7 protein-coding genes and 1 pseudogene are annotated in these 7,723 nt (G+C 46.5%); 2 read left to right on the forward strand and 6 right to left on the reverse strand.

Annotated elements, in window-relative coordinates; translation table 11 throughout:
* Nucleotides 1-165: 165 nt before the first annotated feature.
* Nucleotides 166-471 (reverse strand): BolA family transcriptional regulator, encoded by a 306-nt coding sequence (locus tag KU855_RS18180; RefSeq protein ID WP_256261123.1) that lies wholly within the window; start codon nt 469-471, stop codon nt 166-168.
* Nucleotides 472-553: 82 nt separating this feature from the next.
* Nucleotides 554-1,150 carry an alpha-ketoglutarate-dependent dioxygenase AlkB gene (locus KU855_RS18185; RefSeq protein WP_218532602.1) on the reverse strand — a complete coding sequence of 199 codons (597 nt, stop codon included), beginning with the start codon at nt 1,148-1,150 and terminating at the stop codon, nt 554-556.
* Nucleotides 1,151-1,313: 163 nt separating this feature from the next.
* Between KU855_RS18185 and KU855_RS18190 the strand changes: the two genes are divergently transcribed.
* Nucleotides 1,314-2,435 carry a methyltransferase gene (locus tag KU855_RS18190; RefSeq protein WP_218532613.1) on the forward strand — a complete coding sequence of 374 codons (1,122 nt, stop codon included), beginning with the start codon at nt 1,314-1,316 and terminating at the stop codon, nt 2,433-2,435.
* Nucleotides 2,436-2,482: 47 nt separating this feature from the next.
* Here the strand turns inward: KU855_RS18190 and KU855_RS18195 are convergent, their stop codons facing one another.
* Nucleotides 2,483-3,991: an EAL domain-containing protein gene (locus KU855_RS18195; RefSeq protein WP_218532605.1), complete on the reverse strand. Its 1,509-nt coding sequence runs from the start codon at nt 3,989-3,991 to the stop codon at nt 2,483-2,485.
* Nucleotides 3,981-4,727 carry an EAL domain-containing protein gene (locus tag KU855_RS18200; RefSeq protein WP_218532607.1) on the reverse strand — a complete coding sequence of 249 codons (747 nt, stop codon included), beginning with the start codon at nt 4,725-4,727 and terminating at the stop codon, nt 3,981-3,983. Before KU855_RS18200 ends, KU855_RS18195 begins: the two co-directional genes overlap by 11 nt.
* A gap of 515 nt (nt 4,728-5,242) precedes the next feature.
* On the opposite strand from KU855_RS18200, the gene KU855_RS18205 reads away from it, so the two are divergent.
* A complete protein-coding gene (locus KU855_RS18205) occupies nt 5,243-6,490 on the forward strand; it encodes a DEAD/DEAH box helicase (protein ID WP_218532609.1) in 1,248 nt (415 codons plus the stop codon).
* 56 nt (nt 6,491-6,546) lie between these two features.
* Here KU855_RS18205 and KU855_RS18210 read toward each other — a convergent pair whose 3' ends face one another.
* Together KU855_RS18210 and KU855_RS18215 are read right to left on the reverse strand one after the other, a co-directional pair.
* Entirely contained in the window at nt 6,547-7,023 is a 477-nt protein-coding gene (locus KU855_RS18210; RefSeq protein WP_218532611.1) for a hypothetical protein, read from the reverse strand.
* 8 nt (nt 7,024-7,031) lie between these two features.
* A pseudogene (locus tag KU855_RS18215) lies at nt 7,032-7,595 on the reverse strand (cytochrome C); the annotation flags it as partial.
* Between the last annotated feature and the right edge of the window lie 128 nt (nt 7,596-7,723).

Genomic DNA, 7,723 nt, shown 5'->3' on the forward strand with positions numbered 1-7,723 from the left:
GATTGATATGAGTACGCGCCAAAGCTTCTGAAAGTTGCATAAAAAAATCCGATGACAAGGGGTCATCGGATTTTGATCCTTTCAGTGAGATCGTCAAGCGATCTGTCTTAACTGATCGGCATTAAGCCTTAGCTGGGTTTTTTATTAAGATTCATCACTGCAGGCTTAACCTTTGCAGTTAGGAGAGGCTGGAGCATTGCCCTGCTCGGCCCATTCATCCGGGGTGTAGGTGTGCATGGCTAGTGCATGCACTCCATTAGCAAGCTCGGTGGCTAATAAAGTATTAATCGTGCGATGACGGCTTAGCAAGCGCTGACCTTCAAATTCAGTGCTCACTATCACAAGCTTAAAGTGGGTTTCTGAATTCGGTGGTACATGATGACGATTACTTTCGTTTATCACTTCTAAGTATTGCGGTGCAATAGCATGTTCAATCTTAGTTTGGATCTTACTGGCAACGGTAACACTCATACCCATATCTCTTAATCAAAATGGCGACTGCAATGTAAACCCTCATTGGTTAAAGATCAAATTACATCAGCCTAACTGTGTGTTAGCGATCATGAAAATTAGGATAAATTTGACGAAAGGTTAAGTTCCAGCGAGGGCAAGTGACTCGGGCGCGCTTGGGCACACAATGTTGCCAAGCTTGCTGCATCGGCGCATGCATCACCAACAAATCCCCATGGTGCAAACACACCGTATGGATTTCAGGGCGGTGGTGTTGCTCTTGCTTGGTACGAAAACATAAGTCGCGACTCGCGCCGAGGCTTATAGAATAGATATCGCTGTTAGCGACGATTTCGGGTTCATTGTCGCTGTGCCAGCCCATACTATCTTGACCATTGCGATAATGATTGGCCAAAACCCCATTAACTTTAGTACCAAAATCCCGCAGCAGTTGTTGGCGTAACTGCGCTAATAGCGGTGGCCAAGGCAAGGCTTGGATCAACAATTGCGAATAACGATAATCACAACCCTTATCAGCAAACCACACTTGCTGGCGAGGAATTGCGATAGCGCGGCCGAACAGTCGGATCTCAGGTTGGCACCAAGGGTATGAGCAGCATTCATCTTGCAACTGTTGACTATGTTGTTGGCTCAAATACCTTGGGAACACACTAAATGGTTGCCATCTTGCTTGCGTCATTGCTGCTCCATAAATAGTGGGCGTTACCCTTGAGATCTGCGATAATCTCCCCCTTGCTTATTTTTACATTATTTAAGGTACACTCGTGTCATCCGCCGATAACGACCGTCTCAATCGCTCTGCAGCACTTGAAGCTGTAACAGCAACCCCAAGCGTATGGCAAATGGGTGCAACCCAGCTTACTCTCCATCGCTACCCCAAAAATCAAGTCTCTAATTTACAGGCATGGGATGCTAGCGACGAGCATTTAATTAATACCGTTACTGAATTAATGGCGGTGCAACCGATTGACCATTGCACCTTAATCAATGATCAATTTGGCGCCTTAGCCTGTGGCTTAAGCGCCAGATACCCGCAGCTTGCGCTGACCTTAATCAGTGATGCTAAAACCAGCCAATTAGGGGTGCGTCAGAATCTCGAGAGCAATCAACTATGTCCTCAGATTAACTATCTTAACGGTCGCCAAACACTCACAACCCCAACCAGCCAAGTATTAATGAAATTACCGAAAAACCTTAATTACTTTCGGGAACAATTACAGCAACTCAGCCACACACTGCTGCCAGGGGCCGTGATCCTGATTGGTGCCAAAGCCAAGGTAATCAATCATAGTCTGTTAGCCCTGATTAATGAACATTTCGGCGAGGCCACTGCCAGCTTAACCTTTAAGAAAACTCGAGTGATCTCGGCAGTGTTTGATGGCAATCAACGTCAATTACCCTCTGCGCAAGTTTGGGATGTACCTGAATACCAGCTCACCTTAGCAAACCAGTCCAATGTCTTTGCTTCGAGTAAGTTGGATATTGGCGCGCGCATTATGTTGACCCATATGCCTCACGGAGATTTTACTCAAATCATCGATCTTGGGTGTGGTAATGGGGTATTAGGATTGAGGGCGGGGCAACTGTACCCGCATGCTCAGGTGCATTTTGTCGATGATTCCGATATGGCAGTAACGAGCGCCGCCAGCAATTGGCAACGTAATGGCTTAGCGAGCGACGCCGCTCACTTTCATTGGGACGATTGCTTAACGCATATGGATGAAGACATCCAAGCGGACTTAGTCTTATGTAATCCGCCGTTTCACCAAGGCGAAGCCATTACTGACCATATTGCTTGGCAAATGTTTGTCGATGCCCGCCAACATTTAGCCAAAGGCGGGATGATACAAGTGGTGGGTAATCGCCACTTAAATTATCACGTTAAGCTAAAACGATTATTTGGTCATTGCGACATCGCCGCCAGCAATGGCAAATTTGTCATTTTACGTGCCATAAAATCTTAACGCTAAGCAGTGGCCGTCATGGGTAGGCTTTGACGGCCAGCTAGTCATTATTTAAGCATGAAGCGTCTGAAATCACTGGCATCCATGGCCTTAGCGTAGAGCCAGCCTTGGTGCCAATCTATGCCTAGTTGCTGCAACAACCGCGCTTGTTCAGCCGTCTCAACCCCTTCAGCAATGACATTGGCGCCAATCTCTTTTGCAATCTCGACATAGGTTGTCAGTAAGGATAACTTACTGGCCGGAGTGCCCAACAAGCCCACAAATACTCCATCGATTTTAATGGTATCGAATGTCAGTTTTTGTAAGTATAAATGACCGCCAAAACCCGCCCCTGCGTCATCTAATTTCACCCCACAACCATAATGATGACAGGCATCAATAAACGCCCGCGCCTTGGACCAATCGGCAATAGGCTGACGCTCAGTTAATTCAAAAAACACTTTATTGAGTGGGAAGTCTTGTTTTTGCCACTTTTCAAGCAAGCTTATTACAACTCCAGAATCAATATCTTGAGCACTGATATTGATACTTAGCCAGCCTAATTGCTCGGCAACTAACAGAGATTTCAATTCGGTAAAGGCATTTTCAATAACCCATTGCGTGACCAAGCCCATCGCCGGATTTTGTTCCAGTTGGCCGATATAGGCCAGAGTCGGCAATAACTGACCGTTAACCCGCCAGCGGATAAAGGCCTCAGCGCCAACCACTTCATCAGTCAGCGAATTGATGACAGGTTGGTATTCTAGATAAAACGCTTCATTTTTGAGCCCATGAGTAAAACGACGGTACCAATATTTACTGATAACATAACCTCGGGCATGAAATGCCAACCAACCGAGTATCCCGCCAACGCCGACTAACAACACAAAATACATGAACCACAGGTTATTTTTCGCTGCTTGGCTAGCATTTAACTCAAAAGTCAGTGACGATGATTGCGCTTTATTTGTCACCATCACGCCGATATCATCCGAATTATCTAAACTAAACCACGGGTATCCATTGACCTTCACCACGAGTCCAGAAAGATACCAAATACGCTTAAGCCAAGTATCAACCTCGGTGCGTAAATATAAGCGCCGAAAGACGCGAAAGCCATCGCGATTAACCCCAGCATAAACGGTCACCCGATCTTTGGAGTCTTTGAGCTTAAACAAACCTAATCCGGTAATGTTACTCGCCATTTCCTGATGTGATTTAGGTGCTGGCATCACCCCTAAGCCACTGCAAAATTGCTGCTCCGCGTTTAAAAACACAATCGGAACATATGGCTCATTGTGTTCAAATATTTGTTGCTGGAGTAACGCGATTAACGCGGCATCGCATCGCAATGACGTTTCTTGGGCGAGCATCTTCGCAACGCCATTCATCTGAGTATTAGCCTGCTGTAGCTGTTCATTGTGAAATGACTCTAACCGCTCCCCCTTGGCGGTTAATAGCCAAGTGAGGGTGTACTTACTCATCCATAATGACAGGGTCAGCATACACACCAGCAACAGGCCAAACGCACAGGATATCAGCAGACTTTGTTGGTAAGCGGTCACTCTATTGTGCATTGTCATTCACTCTATCTGCGCAAAAATATGAAAATGGCAGTTGAAGCCCTAACTGATAATCTTGTGCCGATTTGATATCACTCAATATCAAACCAAAGCCACGCTCCCGCAAGCCAAACAACTGTTCCACCAAGGGTTGTTCAAGCTGAACACCGGGGTGTTGATGTAACATATCGACCGTAAATAAGAGGCAATCGAAGGGGTGCAAATTGATAGTATCGAGTTCATCTATCCGCGCATGGGTCAAGCATAAGCGTACCCCAGCATCTTTCAGTAAAAACTTGGCTTGCGCAGAATACGCTGCCAAGGCGGTGTCGCGGTGATTAACTAACAAGGTCAAGATGACTTGTTTATCGGCCAAAGATTGCGCCAATTTGACCAATACACTGACCACGTCGAGATCCAGCAAGTGCAAACGGCTTATCGAAATAAACAACCGCGAACCTACCATACTTAATTCATGACCTTGATTAATTTTTTGGCACAGATGTTTGAGCATTTGTTTAAAGTCATTGATATAACTTAAACTAAGGCCTACAGGCTGATGCTTATATTTAGCATTAAACCAATGAGAAAGTATTTCAGCACCAAAGGGTTTGCCATCTCTGTCGATAACATATTGAGTTTGAAACTGATACAAGCGTGATGTACACAAAGATGAACTCGACTCCTGCGCACTGGACAAAACCGATGAGACAGTAAAATGTTGGCAATCCAGTGAAAAAATGCAGTTCATGCAGTGTTCCAAATAACAGAAGGGCGCGAAATTTACTCAAAATCTAGGACTAACTCAACTCATATTCTTGTAATCTCGGCCATTATTACATCGAACGGACAAGCCTCGAGTAAAACAACGACCAAACCACAGCAAAATAGAAACAACCACTACAAACCGATAGCTTTTGTGATATTTAACCACGTTTAGTGTCAACAAAATGACAAAGCCGTGGCAATTGGCTGAATTTATCATTAAAAGCCTGCCCACTGTTCGCCACGCCGAACACTCAAAGGCAATCTGACAGCAAGTCTGAAACCCTATACTTAAGAGGTAATCACTCGGCGATTACAAATGGAGCCGTCTCAACCTCTAAAACCAGCTTCAACCCAAAGCTTATACCTAGTAGCAACCTTGATAACTGCGCTCTAACACCAATTCAGTACTCAGTAGCGAGTAATCTAACACTCAAACACTAAACCCCTGCCCCACCATCTGTTACACTATCAAGCCCGTTACATTGAGATATCAGCACCATGTCGTTTAGCCAATTACCCCTCGCCCCTATCCTGCAACAAAATTTGTCGCATTTAGGGTTTATTGAAGCCACACAAATTCAAGCGCAGGCGATTCCGATCATATTGGCAGGCAAAGATGTATTAGCAGGAGCTCAAACGGGCACAGGCAAGACGGCAGCCTTTGGATTACCCCTTATCCAGCAAATATTATCCCAAGCGCTATCACCAGCACCTGGCAATGCCCCCTGCATCTTAAAAGCACTGGTATTAGTTCCGACCCGGGAGCTCGCACTCCAAGTGTTTACTCAGCTAGAGGCGCTAGCTAGTCACACCGGTGTACGGGCTGGACTGGCCTATGGCGGCGTGAGCATTGATGGACAAATCCGCGCCTTAGCGCAAGGCATCGACGTATTAGTGGCCACCCCAGGGCGGTTGATCGATTTACTGAAGAAACGTCGTTTGAATCTCAAACAACTGGCGATGTTAGTCTTCGATGAAGCCGATAGAATGCTCGACATGGGCTTTATGGATGAAATCCGAGAGATCTTAAAGCACTTATCCAAAACTCGCCAAACCTTATTGTTTTCAGCCACGCTGAACGACAATATTTTTAAATTGAGTAAACGTCTACAACATCAAGCGCAAGTGATTGAAGTCCACGGACGTAATACCACCGCGGTGAGTGTCACTGAACAGGTGTATCAGGTCGACACCGAACGCAAACTCGACTTATTAAGCCATTTATTACGCCGCCATGCTTGGTCACGAGTGCTCATTTTTAGCCGCCAACGCCAAGACGTTGCCAAGCTCAGTCAAGATTTACTACAACAAGGCTTCAATGTGGCGCCATTACATGGTGATTTGTCTCAACATGTTCGCGAGCAAACCTTATCCAGCTTTAAGCGCCACGAGATTAATGTCATCGTCGCAACAGATATCGCGGCCAGAGGGATAGATATCGATGATTTGCCCGTGGTCATTAATATGGAATTACCGTTTAAAACGGAAGACTATGTTCATCGAATTGGCCGCACTGGCCGAGCCGGCCAACAAGGATTAGCCATCAGTTTGCTCGACCATCAAGATGAAAAGCTACTGCATAATCTAGAGACCTTCCTCGGGCGGCGCTTACCTTCGCAGTGGTATCTTGGCTTCGAACCGGATTTAACCAAGCATCATGACATGCCTAAGAGTTTATCGAAGGCTGCCCAGAAACAAGCGGCAAGAAAGAAAGCCCTCGCCCAATCTAAGCAACGCAGCTCATGAGCAACATCAGTCAGCGCCGCGTGACACGGCAGTGCTGACTGATGATGCCTCGATAACTAGGCTGGCGGCTTAAACATCACCACTTCACTGTGAGTCGTGCTCGACAATACCTGCACTGCAACCTGGTAACGCTCCACGGCTCCGGCGCGCACATCGGCCGCCCAATCAAGCGATTTAGGAGTTAACTGATAGTGACCATCCACTGCGATTAACGGCGTATCGCACTCATTCGCATCACAGTGGAATGGGTAGGATACATGCCACTTACGCCAAGCTTTTGCTCGGCCAGAGACCACTTTCTCTTTGGGGTAACCAAAGTAATATACGCGGTAATGTTGAGCATTACTGATTGTGACACCTTGCTCATCTTTCAAGGCAAAGGCGAGATGACCTGAGCTTGGCTCAAACTCAAGCATTTCGACGGTGATGACACTGGCAGCCTCGATATCTGTAGTTGGCGCATGCTGGTCACTGTCGCTATTGCACGCCGTTAGCATCACACCAGCGCAGATGCCTAGTAGCAAATATTTCATAGCGCCTCCTAGTTAAAATGACCAGAATGACAAACCGTACATTCCATATCGGTTTTCACGCTTGAGGCCGTAGCCATGGTCTCTGACACGCCATGACAAGATTGGCAGTTCTGCGCCTCTAATGAGGGTTTACTTTCAGGTAAAGCCGACAATTGTTCCCCAGCATAAGCTCGGTTCAGTAGTTCGACCAGATACAAGGTTAAGCTGGCAGATAAACGCTTACAGCGTTCACCTTTTTGCGCAAAAGGTTTGCCCGAGGCTTTAGACCAATTGCTGATTGAGGGGTGACATAACACGCTGTTGGCCACAGAAGGAGAGCCCACCGCTAAGGTCTGCTCAGCATTAGAGCCAATACCCGCGACAAACTCATCACTTTGATAGGGCAACAGCGCGTTTTCATAGAAGCGAAATGAAGTGCCGACAACGGCGCTATTCTGGCCGTGAATATCATCGAGAACATTAACCAACATGCCTATGGCATTTAGGTTGCCGCAAAGAGTGCCTTGACCGACCACACCAGCAAAACCAAACCCTGCCAATGCCGTTGGGATCGCGGCAAACTTATCAGCATCGACACGGCGTTGTTTCCTAAATCATTGAACTAATCATCAGAACCACGATCAGATCATTAGAACTTTGAGATGGGTGACGATGATGGGTAAGGCAAAGTACAAAATCAGCAACTGGAAGCAATATAACC

Origin of the sequence: Shewanella sp. NIFS-20-20, assembly GCF_019209865.1 — a bacterium.
In the GTDB taxonomy this organism is placed as follows: Bacteria; Pseudomonadota; Gammaproteobacteria; order Enterobacterales; family Shewanellaceae; genus Shewanella.

What these genes read in the sequence shown, in the direction of transcription:
- KU855_RS18210 (WP_218532611.1), bottom strand. Translation starts at nt 7,023, where the DNA reads ATGAAATATTTGCTACTAGGCATCTGCGCTGGTGTGATGCTAACGGCG.
- KU855_RS18205 (WP_218532609.1), top strand. Translation starts at nt 5,243, where the DNA reads ATGTCGTTTAGCCAATTACCCCTCGCCCCTATCCTGCAACAAAATTTG.
- KU855_RS18180 (WP_256261123.1), bottom strand. Translation starts at nt 471, where the DNA reads ATGAGTGTTACCGTTGCCAGTAAGATCCAAACTAAGATTGAACATGCT.
- KU855_RS18200 (WP_218532607.1), bottom strand. Translation starts at nt 4,727, where the DNA reads ATGAACTGCATTTTTTCACTGGATTGCCAACATTTTACTGTCTCATCG.
- KU855_RS18185 (WP_218532602.1), bottom strand. Translation starts at nt 1,150, where the DNA reads ATGACGCAAGCAAGATGGCAACCATTTAGTGTGTTCCCAAGGTATTTG.
- KU855_RS18190 (WP_218532613.1), top strand. Translation starts at nt 1,314, where the DNA reads ATGGGTGCAACCCAGCTTACTCTCCATCGCTACCCCAAAAATCAAGTC.
- KU855_RS18195 (WP_218532605.1), bottom strand. Translation starts at nt 3,991, where the DNA reads ATGCACAATAGAGTGACCGCTTACCAACAAAGTCTGCTGATATCCTGT.